Source organism: Ruegeria sp. AO1 (assembly GCF_056535985.1).
This window is the reverse complement of sequence record NZ_JBQFJC010000002.1, coordinates 481,542-498,813: the sequence shown is the minus strand read 5'-3', so window position 1 is coordinate 498,813 and position 17,272 is coordinate 481,542. Positions and strand designations below refer to the sequence as shown.

The following is a 17,272-nucleotide window of genomic DNA, read 5'->3' as shown; positions in this document are numbered from 1 at the left end:
CCCGGGTGCATAAAGTAAGCTGCAACGAATAGGAGCCTACATGCGATTCTCTGCGCTGCGACTTTTCAAAGAGGCCCTGACCGGCCACAAGGGCTGGGGTCCGCAATGGCGCGACCCAGAGCCTGCGGATGCTTATGACTATGTGATCGTGGGTGGCGGCGGCCACGGACTGGCCACGGCCTACTATCTGGCCAAGGAATTCGATGCCGCGCGTATCGCGGTACTGGAAAAAGGCTGGATCGGCGGCGGCAATGTGGGGCGGAACACGACGATCATTCGCTCGAACTATCTGTTGGATGGGAATGAGCCGTTCTACGAGTTTTCTCTTAAGCTCTGGGAAAACCTCGAACAGGACTTCAACTATAACGCCATGGTCAGCCAGCGCGGTATTCTGAACCTGGTCCACACCGATGCACAGCGGGATGCGGCCCGGCGGCGGGGCAATGCGATGATCCTGAACGGATCGGACGCCGAGTTGCTGGACACCGCAGGCGTCCGCGCCATGTATCCGTTCCTGAATTTCGATGACGCCCGGTTCCCAATCAAAGGCGGCCTGCTACACCGTCGCGGCGGCACGGTGCGCCACGACGCAGTAGCGTGGGGATATGCGCGCGGCGCGGATATGCGCGGCGTGGACATCATTCAGAACTGCGAAGTGACGGGTTTCCGAATTGAAAACGGCAAGGTTCTGGGTGTCGATACCACCCGCGGCTTCATTGGGGCGAAGAAGGTCGGCGTCTCTGTTGCAGGCAGTTCCAGCCGCGTGATGGAGAAGGCAGGGATGCGCCTGCCGATCGAAAGCCATGTGTTGCAAGCTTTCGTGTCCGAGGGACTGAAGCCATTCATCGACGGCGTCATCACCTATGGGGCGGGGCACTTCTATTGCAGCCAGTCCGACAAGGGCGGTCTGGTCTTTGGTGGCGACATCGACATGTACAACACTTACGCCCAACGCGGGAACCTGCCCGTGATCGAGGATGTGATCGAAAGTGGCATGGCGCTAATCCCGGCACTTGGGCGTGCGCGCCTCCTACGCAGTTGGGGCGGGATCATGGATATGTCGATGGATGGCTCTCCGTTTATCGACAAGACGCATATCGACGGGCTCTATTTCAATGGCGGATGGTGTTACGGCGGGTTCAAGGCAACGCCAGCCTCTGGCTATTGCTTTGCGCATCTTCTGAAAACCGACCGTCCGCATGAAACCGCCACGGCCTACCGGCTGGACCGGTTCATGACTGGTCACATGATCGACGAAAAAGGGCAGGGCGCCCAGCCGAACCTGCACTGAGGACAATCGCCATGATCAACAAGTTTGCACGCGATCTGATTGAAAACTGGCATCTTGGCTTTGTGGCCACAGCGGATGCCGAAGGGAACCCGAATGTCTCGCCCAAGGGTACGTTTGTGACCCATGATGATACCACGATCAGCTTTGCCGAAATGCGGTCTCCGGACACTCTGACCAATATTGCGGTGCGTCCGCAGGTCGAGGTCAACTTCATCGATATCCTGACCCGTCGGGGCGTCCTGATCCAGGGCGACGCCAGCTATGTTCCGCGCGACGATGCACGCTACCCGTCGCTGCGCCCGGCCTATACCAGCCGCTGGCCCGAGCTTGAACCGATGTTCTCGGGATTTGTGGTCATCAAGGTAACGGCGTGCAAGCCTCTGGCCACGCCCGCTTATGACATGGGCGTTACCAGCGAAGAGCTGCGCGCCAAGTGGATGCAGCGCGTTCGCGACATCAATATCATTCACAAAGGGTCGGAGGTCGAAGCATGCTGATCAATCACCCCCTGCTTGGTCCGCGCGACGCGCAGGAGTTCACCTATCTGGGCGATGCTTCGCTACTCAATCGCCCTGACTGGCAGGCCGAGGACGCGGCGCAAGCGTTTCATGACTATCTTTACCTGCGCGACAATCCGGCGGGCGAACATCGTGAACTTTGGTATCACGAACAGGGCGACCGGTCGTGGCTGGTAGTTACGCGCAATACGCTGACCCATGAAATCCTGAAGGTCGAACTGGCCCGTGACGTGGCCAAAGCGGCAGGGAAGGCTGCACAATGACACAGAGCAATCGACTGAATGGCGGGCTGATCAATCGGGACGCCAGCCTCAGCTTCACCTTCGACGGCAAATCTTATCAGGGGTATGAGGGCGACACGCTGGCCTCGGCCCTGCTGGCCAATGGCGTGCGCCTGATGGGCCGGTCGTTCAAATACCATCGCCCGCGTGGCCCCCTAACCGCGGGCAGCGAAGAGCCGAACGCCCTCGTCGAGCTACGCTCAGGTGGGCGGCAGGAGCCGAACACCCGCGCCACGATGGCCGAGCTGTATGACGGCCTGAGCGCCAATTCCCAGAACCGCTGGCCGTCGCTGGAACGCGATTTCATGGCGATTAACGATCGGTTCTCGAACTTCCTGACCGCAGGGTTTTACTACAAGACTTTCATGTGGCCCAAGGCGTTCTGGGAAAAGCTGTATGAGCCGATCATCCGCAAGGCCGCCGGTCTGGGTAGCCTGACGGGTGAGGATGATCCCGATCTCTATGACAAGGGCTTCCTGCATTGCGATCTGCTGATCATCGGCGCAGGCCCGACCGGTCTGGCGGCGGCGCTGACCGCAGGACGTGCGGGCGCTCAGGTTATTCTGGCGGATGAAGATTTCCGCATGGGTGGGCGTCTGATCGCTGAGACTGGCGCTTTGGCCGATATCTCCGGTGCGGACTGGGTCGCGCAGGCTCTGGCCGAACTGGCGTCGATGAACAACGTGCGGGTCATGCCACGTACAACTGTCTTTGGGGCCTATGACCATGGAATCTATGGCGCGGTTGAACGCAATGCGGATCACCTTATCGCGCCTAACGCGGACAAACCGCGCCAGACCTTGTGGCGCATCTACTCCAAGCGCGCGCTGATCGCGACCGGGGCCATCGAACGCCCCATCGCTTTTGAGAACAACGACCGGCCTGGCATCCTACTGGCCGGGGCGGTTCGGTCCTACGCCAACCGCTGGGCGGCGACGCCTGCGCAATCGGTTGTGGTTTTTGCCAACAATGACGACGCGCACCAGACGGCACGCGATCTGATTGCGCAGGGGATTAAGGTCCCGGCCATCGTTGATACGCGCCGAGATGCTGCGGATGTGGAGGGCACCGAGGTTCTGAAAGGGGCCGAGATCATCAACACCTCGGGACGCTTGGGTTTGACCTCGGTCCAGGTGCGCACTGAGAAAGGATATACAACGGATATCTATTGCGAGGCGTTGGCGATGTCCGGCGGCTGGAACCCCAACCTGGGCCTGACCTGTCATCAGCGCGGTCGCCCTGTCTGGAACGCGGATATCCACGCCTTTGTTCCGGGCGACGGCCTGCCCGTCGGTCAGATCGTAGCAGGCGCGGCCAAGGGTGAGATGACCACCGACGCGGCGCTGCAGGGCGGTGCGGCGGCGGCTGTGGCCGCTTTGGGTGATCTGGGGATCACGGCATCTCCCGCTGATCTGCCCGCTGCAGCCGATGCGCCGGTCTCGATCAGCCCGTTCTGGCACGTCAAAGGCGCAAAACGCGCATGGCTGGACTACCAGAACGACGTGACCGTCAAAGACGTCAAGCTGGCCCACCAAGAGAACTTCACCTCGGTCGAGCATCTTAAGCGCTATACCACGTTGGGCATGGCGACCGATCAGGGTAAGACCTCGAACGTGGGTGCCTTGGCGGTGATGGCGGAACTAACGGGCAAGTCCATTCAGGACACTGGCACAACCATCTTCCGCCCGCCTTACACGCCGGTGGCGATGGGGGCCTTTGGTGGCCGTGCAGTGGGCAAGGATTTCCACCCGACCCGCCTAACGCCCAGCCACAAATGGGCCGAGGAACAGGGCGCCGTGTTTGTCGAGGTCGGCAACTGGCTGCGCGCCCAATGGTTCCCGCGCAAGGGCGAAACCCATTGGCGCCAATCGGTGGATCGCGAGGTGCTGCAGACCCGAAACTCGGTCGGTGTGTGCGATGTGACGACGCTGGGCAAGATCGACGTGCAGGGCGCGGATGCTGCGGCGTTCCTGAACATGGTCTATTCGAACGCCTTCGCCAAACTGCCCGTGGGCAAGGTGCGCTATGGCCTGATGCTGCGCGAGGATGGCATCGCCTATGACGACGGCACCGCCGCGCGGTTTGCGGAGGACCATTTCGTCGTGACCACCACCACCGCCAACGCGGTTCTGGTCTATCGCAACATGGAATTCGTCCGCCAATGCCTGTGCCCGGATATGGACGTGCAGCTGATCTCGACCACCGAGGCCTGGGCGCAATATGCCGTGGCCGGTCCCAACAGTCGCAAACTGCTGCAAAAGATCGTGGACCCCGAGTTTGACATCTCGAATGAGGCGTTCCCCTTCATGGGTTGTGGCGAGATTACCGTCTGCGGTGGCCTGCGGGCACGGCTGTTCCGGATCTCGTTCTCGGGCGAGCTGGCCTATGAAATCGCGGTGCCCACGCGCTATGGCGATGGGCTGATGCGCGCGCTGATGGAGGCGGGCGAAGAGTTCAACGTGATGCCCTACGGCACCGAAGCCTTGGGCGTCATGCGGATCGAAAAGGGCCACGCGACAGGCAATGAGCTGAACGGCACGACCACGGCTCTGAACCTTGGCATGGCGCGTATGGTCAGCACCAAGAAGGACTGTATCGGCAACACGCTCAGCCGTCGGGAAGGGCTGAATGCCCCGGACGCGCTGGCTCTGGTCGGTCTCAAACCGGTGGACGCTAAGGACAGCGTGCCTGCGGGCGGGCATCTGATGAACGCCACCGGCCCGGTCGATGCAGCCCATGATCAGGGCTATGTCACCTCGGCCGCCTATTCGCCGATCCTGGAAAGCTCGATCGGGTTGGCATTTGTCAAAGGTGGCTCTGACCGGATGGGTGAAAAACTGCGTCTGGTGAACCCGCTGGAAGGCCAAGAGGTCATGGTCGAGATTGTCAGCGCTCATTTCGTGGACCCGGAAGGGGAGAAGCTTCGTGCATAAACTGAAACCCATCACTCCGCTGGGCGGCGACACGCCGCGTGTCGATACGATCGGTTTGATCACGATCACAGAGGTCGTGGATCAGGCGCTGGCGTCGGTCGCGGCGCGCAAGGATCAGGCCGGTGCAGTGGAAAAGGCACTGGCAGACAAGATCGGCCTAAGTTTGCCGGAGGTTGGTCAATCCGCGCAGGCCGCCCCCTATGCCGCGCTCTGGATGGGGCCGGAGCAGTGGATGGTCATGGCCCCGCATGACAGTCACGAGTTGCCGGCCGCCGAGGTGAAACAGATCGTCGGTGACACCGCGTCGGTTTCCGAGCAAACGGATGGCTGGTGCCGGTTCGACGTGCAGGGCGCGGGTCTGTGCGATCTGTTCGAACGGCTCAGCAACGCGCCGGTCCGCATGATGGAGCCGGGCGCGGCGATCCGAACCACGGCGGAGCATCTGGGTGTCTTCCTATGGCGTCTGGCTGAGGATCACATGGCCGTTCTTGGCCCGCGCTCCTCGGCGGCGTCGCTGCATCACGGCCTGTTGGCAGCTGCGAAATCCATCGCCTGAGCCTTAGCCCGAGGGCAGCACATCGTCGCTGCCCACCCGCATTGAGTTCTTGGCACGCCGGTCGCTGATCGGCGTGACCCCGAACGTCTCACGATAGTGCCGCATGAAGGCGCTGGGCGTGGCGTAACCGACCATATAGGCGACCTCGGCAATTGGGTCGTTCGTGTACAGCACCAATTGCCGCGCCTGGTTCATCCGCATCCGCCGGTAATAGGTCAAAGGGCTGTGCCCTGTCGCCTTTTTGAAGCTCCGCTCCAGTGACCGCGCCGAAAGGCCCACGGCATCGGCGACTTCGCTGATCTGGATGGGGTTTTCGATATGTTCTGCAAAGTGCTGAATGGCCTTTGCGACTTGCTTGGGCAAAAGATCCTGACTTTGCGCGGTTGAGATTGCAGGCACCTTTTGCGTAACGGTCCCGCTGCGAATGAAGGGATGCTGGAACCAGCAGGCGACCTCGGCCATGACATCACCGCCAAGCCGTTTTTCGATTAGGGCCAGCATGTGATCGAACACGGCAGAGGCGCCCGAGATTGTGCTAAACGCCCCTTCTTCGCAGATCACCGTGCCGTGGATCGGGATTTCGGGAAATTCGGCCTGAAACGCGGCCTCGTAGCACCAATGCACCGACAGCGGGTTGTCACCTGTCAGCCGGGTGCGGGCAAGGGGGAAGACGCCGCCGCTGATTGCGCCGATACGGGTTTTGTTGCGCATCAGGCGCTGAAGGGCCGCGTTCGCCTTGGAGGGGTTGTCGAACACGCTGTTCGGGCTTGAGGTAAACAGCAGATGCGTCAGGGATTGGGCGTCGGCCAGGGTGTAGTCGGGGAAAAAGGTGACCCCGGCTGAGGATTGGATCGGTTGGTCTTGCTCCGCAATGACATGCCAGCTGAACGCCTCCTGCCCCGAGATCTCATTCGCCGCGCGCAGCGGTTCGATGCAGGATGTCAGGCATGCCATCGGGAACCCTGGAAAGATCAGGATGCCCAGCGAAATTTTCTCGACCTGATCTTTCATGAGCGTTGCTCTTTCACTAGGTCCTCGACAGTTTCGAGGATGTCATTTTCCAGTCTCCGGGCAGCGGGCGACAGCGCAGAATCAGCCTTGCGTATCAGGTGAATTTGCCGTTTAGCGGTCTTATCCGCCAGAGGGCGGAACACCAGATCGGATTGCCCGGCCGAAATTGCCGCCATCTCAGGCAGAAGTGTGACCCCGATCCCGGCCCGGACCATGCCCAGAATAGAGGTGATGTTATGTGCCGAAAACCGAGAGCCCGCGTGCAGTTTTTCCGCCTCGGGCCCGGGGATGCTTTCGGACAGGCTGTTGGCGATCAGCTGCTCATTCTCAAGCGCGTCCCAGTCGATGGGGCCCATTTCACTGGCTAGTGGGTGGTCCGGGGTCAGCAGCACGCCGAACCTGTCGGTCAGCAAAAGCTGACTGTGCAGGCCCGACCCGTTCCCGCGCAGTGTCGCGATGCCGATATCAATGCGCCCCCGCGACAGCTCGTGCAGGACGGACTTGGAATCCATGTCGCGCAGTTCCACCCTCACTTTCTCGTAAGCCTTGGTATTTCTGGAAAAAACGCGTGGTATGATCGTGCCTGCCACCGACGGAACCGTGGCAATTCTGACATGTCCCATACTGGCATCGGCAAAGTTTTCTATGGCCCGGACCGTATTGTCGAAATGCTGTAATTCCAGTTGCGATTGCTCGAACACGAACTCACCCAACGCGGTCAGTTTGTTCTTGCGGTCCGTTTCGAACAACGGCTCGCCCAGATGTGTCTCAAACTGCTTGAGCATCATTGATACCGCCGACGGGGTGCGTTTCAGGACAACGGCCGCGTCCGTCAGGTTGCCGGTACGGGCAACCGCGACAAAGCCGCGAAGCATTTCGATCTTGAGTGTCATTTTGGAAGCTTCAATCTTGCTGAAGTAAACTTCAATAATTTTAGTTTGATTGATTGTCGAAAAAGAGTCCATACCCGCTCAGCAAATTCTCTATGGGGCAAACGGCTATGGCTGACATTCAAAAGAACCTGATCGCTGGTGAGTGGGTCACCGGTGAAGGTGAGATCGAAAACCGCAACCCATCGGACCTGAGCGATCTGGTCGGCATGTTTGCACAGGCTAGCGCGGATCAGCTTGAGGCGACGCTGGATCAGGCGCGTGCCGCTCAACGGGAATGGGCCGCCTATGGGCTTGAGCGCAAGCAGGCCGTCCTGAACGCGATCGGCAATGAGCTGATGGCCCGCGCCGAGGAACTGGGCACGCTGCTGAGCCGCGAAGAGGGCAAGCCGCTGGCCGAAGGCAAAGGCGAAGTGTTCCGCGCCGGTCAGTTCTTTACCTACTACGCCGCCGAATGCCTGCGTCAGATCGGTGAGAACGCGGATTCCGTGCGCCCCGATATCGAGGTCGATGTCCGCCGTGAGGCCGTTGGCGTTGTGGCCATCATCAGCCCGTGGAACTTCCCCACCGCAACCGCGTCGTGGAAGATCGCTCCGGCTCTGTGCTATGGTAACGCGGTTGTCTGGAAGCCTGCCAACATCACCCCGGCCTCGGCTGTGGCGCTGACCGAGATCATCAACCGTCAGGACATCCCCAAGGGTCTGTTCAGCCTGGTCATGGGCTCGGGCCGGTCCATCGGTCAACGTCTGGTGGAAAGCCCCAAGGTCAACGCGATTTCCTTCACCGGGTCGGTTCCGGTCGGTAAAGGTATCGCCGCTGCCGCCATCCAGAACCTGACCAAAGTCCAGATGGAAATGGGATCAAAGAACGCTCTGGCCGTTATGGACGATGCCGATATGGATCTTGCTGTCACGCTGGCTCTGGGTGGTGCGTTCGGTGGCACCGGTCAGAAATGCACGGCGTCCTCGCGCCTCGTGGTCCACTCTGCCATTCATGACGCCTTTGTCGAAAAGCTCGTTGCGGGTGCGCAGGCGATGAAAGTGGGCCACGCGTTGGAAGCGGGTGTACAGATGGGGCCCGTCGTCAGCCAGCAACAGCTGAGCGAAAACCTGGCCTATGTCGATCTGGGCAAGTCCGAGGGCGCGGAGCTGGCCTGTGGCGGTGCGCGTCTCGAGATGCCGCATGATGGCTACTACATGTCGCCCGGCGTGTTCCTGAACACCACCAACGGCATGCGCATCAACCGCGAGGAAATGTTCGCGCCGCTGACCAGCGTCATCAAGGTTGGCAGCTATGACGAAGCGCTGAGCGTGGTCAACGACACCAACTTTGGCCTGACTTCGGGCATCGTGACCAAGTCGCTGGCCCGCGCCACGCACTTCCGCCGCAACGCGCGCACCGGTGTGGTCACCGTGAACCTGCCCACCGCCGGCACCGACTATCACGTGCCCTTCGGCGGCCGTGGCGACAGCTCGTACGGCCCGCGTGAGCAGGGTAAGGCGGCGGCTGAGTTCTACACCACGGTCAAAACCGCCTATATCAGCGCAGGTCCCGTCTGATGCTGATCGATTGCCTGCAATATGTGAACTGGTCGGAAAAGGTCTTCCGCCAGTTGCGCGAGGGGGGCGTGGACGCGATCCACGTCACCATCGCCTATCATGAGAACTTTCGCGAAACGGTGCTGAATTTCGAACAGTGGAACCGCTGGTTCGAACAATACCCGGACCTGATCATGAAAGGGCAGTGGGCCAGCGACATCGACGCGGCGCGGGAAACCGGCCGGACAGCAGTGTTCTTCGGGTTCCAAAACCCAAGCCCGATGGAAGATGATATCGGCCTGATCGAGATCCTGCACACGCTGGGTGCGCGGTTCATGCAGCTGACCTATAACAACCAGTCGCTGCTGGCGACCGGCTGCTATGAGGCCGAGGATTCCGGCATCACCCGCATGGGCAAACAGGTCATCAAAGAGATGAACCGCGTGGGTCTTGTGATTGACATGAGCCACTCGGCCGACCGCTCGACCATCGAGGCGGCCGAGATCTCGGAACGTCCCATCGCCATCACCCATGCGAACCCCTATGACTGGTCGCCTGCCTTGCGCAACAAACGGGACGCGGTGATCCGTGCAGTGACGGAAAACGGCGGCATGCTGGGTTTCTCGGTTTACCCGCACCACCTGAAAGACAAGTCCGAGTGCACGCTGGAAAGCTTTTGCGAGATGATCGCACGCACGGCGGACAAATATGGTGCGCAGCATCTGGGGATCGGTACCGACCTGTGTCAGGACCAGCCCGACAGTATCGTGGAATGGATGCGCGTAGGTCGCTGGACAAAGGAAATCGACTATGGCGAGGGCTCTGCCTCGGCCCCCGGTTTCCCGCCCATGCCGGGTTGGTTCAATGACAACCGTGACTTCGGCAACATCCGGTCAGGCCTACGTGCCACCGGCATGAACGACGCTGAGGTCGACGGGATCATGGGAGACAACTGGTACCGTTTCTTTGATGAGAACTTCAAACCGCTCGCCTGATGCAGGTCAGCTAAACGACTAAGCTATGGCCGCATTCCTGTTAGAAACGGCCTGACTAATATTAACGGAGGAGAGATGTCTGAGGCATCTTTGAACACTGCCCCTGTACAGGAAAGCCGCGTGAACAAACCGCTGTTCCTGATCTCTGGCGGTTTTATCGCGCTGTTCTGCGTCGCGGCCCTTGTCGATCTGGAGGCCCTTTCGGGTGCTGTGGATTGGGGGTTCAATGTTGCGGCCACCTATTTTGGCCTCTACTGGCAGGTGCTGCTGCTGGCCACCTTCCTGATCGGCCTGCTGCTGTGCGTTTTGCCCGGCGGTCGTGCCATCATGGGCGGCTTAGCCGCGCCCGAGTTCACCACTTTCCAGTGGGGCTCGATGGTCATGTGCACGCTGCTGGCTGGTGGCGGCGTGTTCTGGGCGGCGGGTGAGCCGATTGCCCACTTCCTATATCCCGCGCCGCTTTACGGCGGTGAAGGGGCAACGGCCGACGCCGTGAACCCGGCCATCGCCCAGAGCTTCATGCACTGGGGTTTCCTCGCATGGGCCATTCTCGGTTCGCTGACCACGGTCATGCTGATGCACTACCATTATGAAAAGGGCTTGCCGCTTGCGCCGCGCACGCTGCTGTACCCGGTGTTCGGGGACAAGGCGATCAACGGGCCGATTGGCCTGATTGCGGATGCGTCCTCGATCATCGCTGTGGTTGCGGGTACAGTTGGTCCGATCGGCTTCCTGGGTCTGCAGGTGACCTATGGTCTGGCCGATCTGTTCGGGTTCTCGGATACGTTTGCCCTGCAGGCGACCGTGATTGCCGGGCTGGCAGCGATCTACACGATCTCGGCCATGACGGGTCTGTCGCGTGGTATTCAGGTTCTTTCCAAGGTTAACGTGATCCTAGCGGCTTTCCTGCTGCTGTTCGTTCTGGTTGCGGGCCCGACCGGGTTTATCTTTGGCTCGTTCTTCTCGGGCTTTGGCACTTACGTTGGCAACTTCTTCCAGATGGCACTCTATCGGGGTGAGGCCGGTCTGTTCGGTGAACCCGGCTGGCTGGGCTGGTGGACCGTGTTCTTCTGGGGCTGGTTCATGGGTTACGGCCCGCTTATGGCGATGTTCATCGCGCGGGTGTCGCGCGGTCGTTCGATCCGTTCGATCATCATCATGCTGTCGATCATCGCGCCGATCGTGACGAACTTCTGGTTCACCATCATCGGCGGCACCGGCATTGCGATGGAACTTGAGAACCCCGGCACAATCGCCGCCCCGTTCGAAGGCTTCAACCTGCCTGCCGCCTTGCTGGCGATTACCAACAACCTGCCGATGGGCTTCGTGATCTCGATCCTGTTCCTGATCCTAACCACGATTTTTGTGGCTACCACTGGCGACTCGATGAGCTATGTCATCTCTGCGACAATGAGCAACGAGAACAACCCACCCGCAGCGCTGCGCGTGTTCTGGGGCATCGCGATGGGCCTCATGGCCATCATCCTGATCTCAGTTGGATCAGGCGGTGTGTCCAAGCTGCAGAGCTTTATCGTGGTGACCGCTGTTCCGGTGTCTCTGATCTTGCTACCGTCGCTTTGGGATGCGCTGCGCATCACGCTGGCGAAGGGCAAAGAGAGCTAAGCGATCCAGGCTGGGCCGGGCAATCCGGCCCGCCAAAATGCCTGAAGGTTTCAGGAGAAGACCAGATATTAGCACTTGAGGAGGCACAACCGAATGACAGACGTTTCCCGTCGTGATCCGAACATGGTGATGCGCCTTGCCCGTCTTGGCTCCATGCATCAGTCGCGCCTTTCGTTCATGCGTATCCTGACGCGACGACTGGCTCGGGAAAACTGGCGGTTTGAAAAAACTGCGTTCGAGATTGACAGCACCGGCGTTGGCCATGCCGTCTACACCGCGCATGGGCCCGAACGGTCCTATTCCCTAATCGCCTATGCCCATGATCTGCCGCCCGAGAAACGTTCGGATCGGGTGATCGCCGAGGCCTGGGATGCTACCTTCACCTTGTTTGACGGTGTGCCGACCGACGCGGATATCGAGCGTCTTTTGCACAATATCCCCGTTCAGGAAGCTGGGCGTGTCACCGGGTCTGAACTGTCAGTGTCCCGCGCCAACCGCTCCGTGCGTTTGTGGGAGCATGTGGTGAGCGAACTGGCTGAGGGTCGCCAGCCCTCGACCGAGAAGATTGACGCGGTGGGTTACCTGATGCGGACCACTGCAGTTTACGGGTCCGGCAAGCTGGGCGCTGCGGATCGTGAAATGATCGCCGACCGTCCGGAATTCCGCGCTCCGTTCCAGGTTGAGATGCTGTCGGTTTACCTGACCCGCTGGTTCGTGACCGATCTGGTGCAATATATGGCTGATACCCGCGCCGCGGCCAACGGCGCACAGGCCGCGAAGCTGGATGCCGGGATCGCGCGCTCGATGGGGATTGGAAACTCGACCGGTCTGGGTATGGCGCCGTTCTTGCTGAACCATCCGGTGCTGTTCAACAACTGGATGGCGGCGCGCGAAGGCGCGATTCAGGTCGTGCGCGGGGTTGAGAAGGCCAGCGATGCGGAGATCGCGGTGTTCCGTGATGTGCTGCTGCGCAATATGCAGATCGTCGAGACCTGGCAGTCCGAACACCCGATCCAGATCGAAAAACTCGCCGCCCTGCGGGACGATATCGCCAAGCTGCAGGACTATCTCTCCAGCGCGGATCTTGGCGCGGATCACCCCTGGGATGCGCTCTATTCCTGGGCCGAGCAGTCACTGACCCTTGAGGGTCAAGAATGGATTGCCTCGCTGATGCTGGAACCCTATGGGGAACTGGTCGACGCCTTTGCCGAAGGCATGGCAGCCGACAATACCGCCACGTTCCGCATCGCCGGGGCGATGAAGATCGGCGATCTGCGGGCGCTGCTCAAGGATATCTACGGCTGGGCCATTGAGACCGATTGGGCGACACCCGCCAGCAAAGCGCGCGCCTGGTATGTCTCGGAAGAAAAGCTGGAGCCGCGTCTGGGTGAACGTTTCGAGGAACCGATCGAGGAATACGAGCAGCCATTGGCCCCCGGTCGGGATGCCGCGCAGCTGTTTCAGGCGCTGGCCCATTGGTCGGATGATGCGCAGGTTGCTGATTTCCTGTTGCGCCACCCCGAACACCGCCACGTGCTGCGCCGCGTTCAGATCGTAGGGCGCGCGCCCTATGCCGAAATCCGCGACAACACGATCTCAGACCGGGTGCTGCCTATCGACATGCTGCGCTGCAAGCTGTCCTTCTTCGGGGCGACCAAGTTCGATCCCCGCTCGGACCGTTGGGTGCGCATCTGCATGTATGGCAACGCGCCACTGCCGCATGAACTGACATCTGAAAACGCCGATTTCTGGGTTTTCCCGGAACTTGAAGGGGCCGCTGCATGAGCCACTCTCTGAACGAAATCGAGGCCATGAGCAAACGCGCTGCGCGCGGTGCAGGCTTGTCCTGGGGTTTGGCGGAAGAGGCCGCCAAGGGAACGCGCTGGCTGTCGGCCTTCGGGTTTTCGGGCGCCGAATTGCTGGCCGACCTGTTGGAGATGAACGATCGTATCCCGTCGATCGATGTCTCGCCTGTCTCGCTGAGCGCTGAGATTTGGCATGCGCCCACGCGCCGGATGAGCCCGCTGATCGCCGGGGCCTCACTTAGCGATTGTGCTGTTCGTCTGATGGATCGCGGCTCGATCACCATGGAGAATGTCAGCCTGCCCTTGTTGGCCGTTCCCTTCATGGGAGGGGCTGCGCTGCGTTTGGGCGTTCCGGTTGCGGCCGAATGGCAGGGGGCGCGTCTGGCGACGGATGGGCGGCAGATCTGTGTTCAGGCCACGCCCGAGGCGCTTGAGACCCGTCACGCAGACAAGATGGTCTTCAGCGCGCCGGCCGAGATGACAGGCCGCCGCGAGCCGGTCCTGCGCGCCGAGGTGTCCGACGTTGACTGGAACAGGCTCGGCGCCTTTGCCCACCGCACATTCGCACCCGCGACCGAAGAAAGCCGCTTGCGCGGTGCTGGCGCGGGCCTCAGCGACAACGACTGAAACTTCGCCCCTTGCGAAAAGGGGTACATAGATACGAACGGAAAAGAAGAATGACCGCCACCGAAACCCTGAGTCTAGCCGAGATCGAAGATCTGGCCTTCCGCGCTCTTGTCAAAGCCGGGACATCCGAGGAAAATGCGCGCCCTCTTGCCGTTGCGACAGCAATGACCGAAGCGGATGGCGTCGCCTCGCACGGGTTGGCCTACATCCCGATCTATGCGCAGCACGTGGAATGCGGCAAGGTTGACGGAGCCGCCAAGCCTATCGTTGCCCAGCCGCGCCCTGCAGTCGTCACAGTGGACGCGGTCACCGGGTTCGCCCACAGCGCGATTGATCTGGGGTTCGAAAAGCTGATCCCGCTGGCGCGCGAGCAAGGTGTTGCGGTTCTGGCCATCAACAACTCGTATAACTGCGGCGTTCTGGGTGTGCATACCCAGCGTCTGGCGCAGGCAGGCCTGATGGGGATCGGTTTCACCAACGCGCCGGCCTCAATCGCGCCGTCGGGTGGGGCAAAGCCGGTTGTCGGCACCAACCCGTTCTCGATCTCGGCCCCCGATGCGGATGGAAACGCGGCGCTTCTGATCGACCAGTCCGCCAGCACCATCGCCAAAAGCGAAGTCATGAAACATGCCCGCGAAGGCAAGCCCGTACCAGAAGGCTGGGTTTTGGACGCGGACGGCCAGCCCACCACAGACCCTGAGGCTGGCCTAAAGGGCTCCATGGTCCCATCGGGCGACTACAAAGGCGTAGGAATTGCTTTGACGGTTGAACTGATGGCCGCCGCGATGACCGGCGCAACGCTGGGTTCGGTCGCCAGCCCGTTCTCGGGCACCGCGGGTGGCCCGCCTAAAACAGGGCAGTTCTTCATAGCGATTGACCCGCAGGCGACCTCGGGCGGAGCATTCCAAGAGAAGCTGGGTGAACTGATTGCCGCGTTCCGCGACCAAGATGGCGCGCGCCTGCCGGGCGACGGCCGCCACACCTGCCGCGAGCGGGCAGCAACCGAAGGCGTTGCCGTAAACGCGGCACTGCTGGAAAAAGTGCGCGCGCTTCTCTGAGGTGACATCGCTGCGGAACAGAGATTGACCCGAGCGCGCTGTGCGCAGCGACTCTAAAGGTCGATCGGATACCACTAGGCCTAGAAGTCCTGCGTCAGAGGTCTTTCAACAGGCGCAGGGCATCGTAGATCGCCGCGTGCGTGTTGCGCGCGGCGATGGCGTCTCCGATACGGAACAGCTGGAAGCGGCCCTCTGGGTTCGCAACAAGGTTTTGCGGCTGGCCGTTGATAAACGCGTCATGATCGACCTGTCCCAGATTTGAAGACAGGGGCTTGAGGTCGAAATACAGGTCGGCATTCGGCAATGTGCCATAGTTCAGAATGATCTGATCATAGGGCCGGTCCTGCAATTTTGCGCTGTAATCTGATCCGATCTCGGCGATCAGGCTGTTCCCGTCTCGCCGGACGCCCTTGAGGCGCCGCGCCACGGTCAGAGTCACGTCCTTGTCTTGCAGGTTGGTCAGATATGGCGTGAGGTTCAGCCCCATCACATCGGGGGCAAAGCTGCGGTCAGGGGTCATGATTTCGACCTGCGCGGTGTCAGCAGCAATCTCGGCGGCTTGCAGCCCGGCGTGATCGCCAGCCTCATCGAAGATCAACACATCGCCACAGGCTTTCACGTCACCCGAGAGGATGTCCCATGAGGTGATGACATGGGGCAGATCCTCCATCTGCTCATAGAGCCGCATCTGAGGCAGCCCGCCGGTCGCCACGACGACCAGATCCGGGTTCAGGGCGGTGACGTCCCCGGCCTCGGCCCAGGTATTGAAGTGAAAACTCACATCCCGCGCGGCGCATTGGGCCATGCGCCAGTCGATGATCCCGATCATCTCGCGCCGCCTTTGGGACTGCGCGGTCAGGCGTATCTGCCCGCCGGGGTCCGAGGCGGCCTCGAACACCGTCACGTCATGACCACGTGCGGAGGCAACCCGCGCGGCCTCCAGCCCGCCGGGGCCGGTGCCGACGACTACAACCTTGCGCGGGGTCTCGGCCACTGGGATCAGATGCGGCATCGTCAGCTCGCGCCCGGTTGCGGCGTTGTGGATGCACAGTGCCTCGCCACCTTCGTAAATACGATCGAGGCAGTAGGTGGCACCGACGCAGGGCCGGATATCGTCCTCGCGCCCCTCGACGATCTTCTGCACCAGATGCGGGTCAGCCATATGGGCGCGAGTCATGCCGACCATGTCCAGACGTCCTTCGGCCACGGCATGGCGGGCGGTGGCAACATCCGGAATGCGGGCGGCGTGGAAAGTAGGCAGGCCGATCTCGGCGCGCATCCGGCCCGCGAAATCCAGATGCGGTGCAGCGGGAGACCCTTGCAACGGGATCACTTTTGACAGCGCGGCATCGCTATCGATCCGCCCGCGCGTCACGTTGAGGAAATCGACCAGCCCCTCATCCCTGAGAAGACGCGCGATGCGGAACCCTTCCTCCTCGCTCACACCGCCGGGGGTGGTTTCGTCCATCGAGAAGCGAACGCCGAGAAGGAACTCATCACCCACCTTGTCGCGCATGCGGGCCAGAACCTCTCGCGCGAAACGGGTGCGGCTTTCCAGCGTTTGTGGACCATACGGTCCCTCAAGTTCGTTCGTCAGCGGCGACCAGAACTGGTCGGGCAGGTGGCCGTAGCACTCGATTTCCAGTCCATCCATGCCGCCTGCCTTCATGCGTTCGGCCGCATCGGCATATTCCTGAATGACCCGCGCAATGTCCCAATCCTCCATGAGTTTGGGATTGTAGCGATGCGCGGTTTCGTGATGATGCGTCGGTGCGACCGAGGGCAGCCAATCCCCTTTGCTCCAACCGGTACGGCGGCCCAGATGGGTCAGCTGGATCATCACTGCGCAGCCGTGATCGTGCAGCTCATCCGTGAGGTTTTTGATCCAAGGCACCACCTCGTCACGATAAGCCAAAACGTTGTTGAACGCTGGAGGGCTGTCTTTGGACACACAGGCCGACCCAGCCGTCATAGCCAGCGCAACACCGGCCTTGGCGCGTTCCGCATGATAGGCGCGGTAGCGATCCTTGGGCATACCGTCTTCGGGATAGGCGGGTTCATGACTGGTTGTCATGATCCGATTGCGCAGGGTGAGGTGCTTTAACTGATATGGCTGCAGAAGTGGATCGTTGCTCATTGCGCTGTT

14 protein-coding genes are annotated in these 17,272 nt (G+C 61.0%); 11 read left to right on the top strand and 3 right to left on the bottom strand.

What is annotated here, in order from left to right:
• Positions 1 to 40: 40 nt before the first annotated feature.
• The 5 genes from ACR3FB_RS20455 to ACR3FB_RS20435 are packed head-to-tail and all read left to right on the top strand — an operon-like array spanning position 41 to position 5,579.
• Positions 41 to 1,291, top strand: coding sequence for a sarcosine oxidase subunit beta family protein (locus ACR3FB_RS20455; protein ID WP_480566784.1), 1,251 nt, complete (start codon positions 41 to 43; stop codon positions 1,289 to 1,291).
• Between the two features lie 11 nt (positions 1,292 to 1,302).
• Complete coding sequence (locus ACR3FB_RS20450; RefSeq protein WP_480566783.1) at positions 1,303 to 1,788, top strand: pyridoxamine 5'-phosphate oxidase family protein; 486 nt, start codon at positions 1,303 to 1,305, stop codon at positions 1,786 to 1,788.
• Positions 1,782 to 2,072: a sarcosine oxidase subunit delta gene (locus tag ACR3FB_RS20445; protein ID WP_480566781.1), complete on the top strand. Its 291-nt coding sequence runs from the start codon at positions 1,782 to 1,784 to the stop codon at positions 2,070 to 2,072. Before ACR3FB_RS20450 ends, ACR3FB_RS20445 begins: the two co-directional genes overlap by 7 nt.
• Entirely contained in the window at positions 2,069 to 5,023 is a 2,955-nt protein-coding gene (locus tag ACR3FB_RS20440) for a sarcosine oxidase subunit alpha family protein (RefSeq protein WP_480566780.1), read from the top strand. The genes ACR3FB_RS20445 and ACR3FB_RS20440 overlap by 4 nt, the downstream gene beginning before the upstream one ends.
• Positions 5,016 to 5,579, top strand: a complete 564-nt coding sequence (locus tag ACR3FB_RS20435; RefSeq protein ID WP_480566779.1) for a sarcosine oxidase subunit gamma — start codon at positions 5,016 to 5,018, stop codon at positions 5,577 to 5,579. Before ACR3FB_RS20440 ends, ACR3FB_RS20435 begins: the two co-directional genes overlap by 8 nt.
• Before the next feature lie 3 nt (positions 5,580 to 5,582).
• Here the strand turns inward: ACR3FB_RS20435 and ACR3FB_RS20430 are convergent, their stop codons facing one another.
• Together ACR3FB_RS20430 and ACR3FB_RS20425 are read right to left on the bottom strand one after the other, a co-directional pair.
• The gene (locus ACR3FB_RS20430; protein WP_480566778.1) at positions 5,583 to 6,590 is read right to left on the bottom strand and encodes a GlxA family transcriptional regulator; all 1,008 of its coding nucleotides are present in this window, start codon (positions 6,588 to 6,590) and stop codon (positions 5,583 to 5,585) included.
• Entirely contained in the window at positions 6,587 to 7,483 is an 897-nt protein-coding gene (locus tag ACR3FB_RS20425) for a LysR family transcriptional regulator (RefSeq protein WP_425084553.1), read from the bottom strand. The genes ACR3FB_RS20430 and ACR3FB_RS20425 overlap by 4 nt, the downstream gene beginning before the upstream one ends.
• A gap of 107 nt (positions 7,484 to 7,590) precedes the next feature.
• Between ACR3FB_RS20425 and ACR3FB_RS20420 the strand changes: the two genes are divergently transcribed.
• From ACR3FB_RS20420 to ACR3FB_RS20395, 6 genes are all read left to right on the top strand, one after another.
• Entirely contained in the window at positions 7,591 to 9,039 is a 1,449-nt protein-coding gene (locus tag ACR3FB_RS20420; RefSeq protein WP_480566776.1) for an aldehyde dehydrogenase family protein, read from the top strand.
• Positions 9,039 to 10,013, top strand: coding sequence for a membrane dipeptidase (locus ACR3FB_RS20415; protein ID WP_480566775.1), 975 nt, complete (start codon positions 9,039 to 9,041; stop codon positions 10,011 to 10,013). The genes ACR3FB_RS20420 and ACR3FB_RS20415 overlap by 1 nt, the downstream gene beginning before the upstream one ends.
• Before the next feature lie 75 nt (positions 10,014 to 10,088).
• Positions 10,089 to 11,636, top strand: coding sequence for a BCCT family transporter (locus ACR3FB_RS20410; protein WP_480566774.1), 1,548 nt, complete (start codon positions 10,089 to 10,091; stop codon positions 11,634 to 11,636).
• Positions 11,637 to 11,729: 93 nt separating this feature from the next.
• Complete coding sequence (locus ACR3FB_RS20405; RefSeq protein ID WP_425084549.1) at positions 11,730 to 13,421, top strand: hypothetical protein; 1,692 nt, start codon at positions 11,730 to 11,732, stop codon at positions 13,419 to 13,421.
• A complete protein-coding gene (locus ACR3FB_RS20400) occupies positions 13,418 to 14,068 on the top strand; it encodes a DUF3726 domain-containing protein (RefSeq protein ID WP_425084548.1) in 651 nt (216 codons plus the stop codon). Before ACR3FB_RS20405 ends, ACR3FB_RS20400 begins: the two co-directional genes overlap by 4 nt.
• A 50-nt stretch (positions 14,069 to 14,118) precedes the next feature.
• Positions 14,119 to 15,126 carry an Ldh family oxidoreductase gene (locus ACR3FB_RS20395; RefSeq protein ID WP_425084547.1) on the top strand — a complete coding sequence of 336 codons (1,008 nt, stop codon included), beginning with the start codon at positions 14,119 to 14,121 and terminating at the stop codon, positions 15,124 to 15,126.
• Between the two features lie 94 nt (positions 15,127 to 15,220).
• Here the strand turns inward: ACR3FB_RS20395 and ACR3FB_RS20390 are convergent, their stop codons facing one another.
• Positions 15,221 to 17,263, bottom strand: coding sequence for an oxidoreductase (locus ACR3FB_RS20390; protein WP_480566773.1), 2,043 nt, complete (start codon positions 17,261 to 17,263; stop codon positions 15,221 to 15,223).
• Positions 17,264 to 17,272: the final 9 nt, after the last annotated feature.

Bases quoted from the DNA above. Each gene is read 5' to 3' on its own strand.
- ACR3FB_RS20390 (WP_480566773.1), bottom strand. From the start codon at position 17,263: ATGAGCAACGATCCACTTCTGCAGCCATATCAGTTAAAGCACCTCACC.
- ACR3FB_RS20455 (WP_480566784.1), top strand. From the start codon at position 41: ATGCGATTCTCTGCGCTGCGACTTTTCAAAGAGGCCCTGACCGGCCAC.
- ACR3FB_RS20410 (WP_480566774.1), top strand. From the start codon at position 10,089: ATGTCTGAGGCATCTTTGAACACTGCCCCTGTACAGGAAAGCCGCGTG.
- ACR3FB_RS20440 (WP_480566780.1), top strand. From the start codon at position 2,069: ATGACACAGAGCAATCGACTGAATGGCGGGCTGATCAATCGGGACGCC.
- ACR3FB_RS20450 (WP_480566783.1), top strand. From the start codon at position 1,303: ATGATCAACAAGTTTGCACGCGATCTGATTGAAAACTGGCATCTTGGC.
- ACR3FB_RS20445 (WP_480566781.1), top strand. From the start codon at position 1,782: ATGCTGATCAATCACCCCCTGCTTGGTCCGCGCGACGCGCAGGAGTTC.
- ACR3FB_RS20395 (WP_425084547.1), top strand. From the start codon at position 14,119: ATGACCGCCACCGAAACCCTGAGTCTAGCCGAGATCGAAGATCTGGCC.
- ACR3FB_RS20425 (WP_425084553.1), bottom strand. From the start codon at position 7,483: ATGACACTCAAGATCGAAATGCTTCGCGGCTTTGTCGCGGTTGCCCGT.
- ACR3FB_RS20400 (WP_425084548.1), top strand. From the start codon at position 13,418: ATGAGCCACTCTCTGAACGAAATCGAGGCCATGAGCAAACGCGCTGCG.
- ACR3FB_RS20415 (WP_480566775.1), top strand. From the start codon at position 9,039: ATGCTGATCGATTGCCTGCAATATGTGAACTGGTCGGAAAAGGTCTTC.
- ACR3FB_RS20420 (WP_480566776.1), top strand. From the start codon at position 7,591: ATGGCTGACATTCAAAAGAACCTGATCGCTGGTGAGTGGGTCACCGGT.
- ACR3FB_RS20405 (WP_425084549.1), top strand. From the start codon at position 11,730: ATGACAGACGTTTCCCGTCGTGATCCGAACATGGTGATGCGCCTTGCC.
- ACR3FB_RS20430 (WP_480566778.1), bottom strand. From the start codon at position 6,590: ATGAAAGATCAGGTCGAGAAAATTTCGCTGGGCATCCTGATCTTTCCA.